The organism is Pseudomonas sp. Kh14 (assembly GCF_900291005.1).
In the GTDB taxonomy this organism is placed as follows: Bacteria; Pseudomonadota; Gammaproteobacteria; order Pseudomonadales; family Pseudomonadaceae; genus Aquipseudomonas; species Aquipseudomonas alloputida.
This window is the reverse complement of the sequence record NZ_OLKJ01000331.1, coordinates 1-233: the sequence shown is the minus strand read 5'-3', so window position 1 is coordinate 233 and position 233 is coordinate 1. Positions and strand designations below refer to the sequence as shown.

Genomic DNA, 233 nt, shown 5'->3' with positions numbered 1-233 from the left:
ATACCAAACAGCTCAAAGACTTTTTAGCGGTTTCCGGAGCCATCGGTATCCTCTACAAAACCAACGCCTCCATTTCCGGTGCTGAAGTGGGCTGTCAAGGTGAGGTAGGCGTATCATCATCCATGGCAGCGGCTGGCCTAACCGCACTACGAGGTGGTAGTAACGAGCAAATGTGTATCGCAGCAGAGATTGCCATGGAGCACTCACTCGGTATGACCTGCGACCCTATCGGC

Annotated in this window: 1 protein-coding gene; it reads left to right on the top strand. The window is 53.2% G+C overall.

What is annotated here, in order from left to right; genetic code table 11:
* A partial coding sequence (locus FQ668_RS28320; protein ID WP_178097286.1) for an L-serine ammonia-lyase, iron-sulfur-dependent, subunit alpha occupies nt 1-233 on the top strand: 233 nt, incomplete at both ends.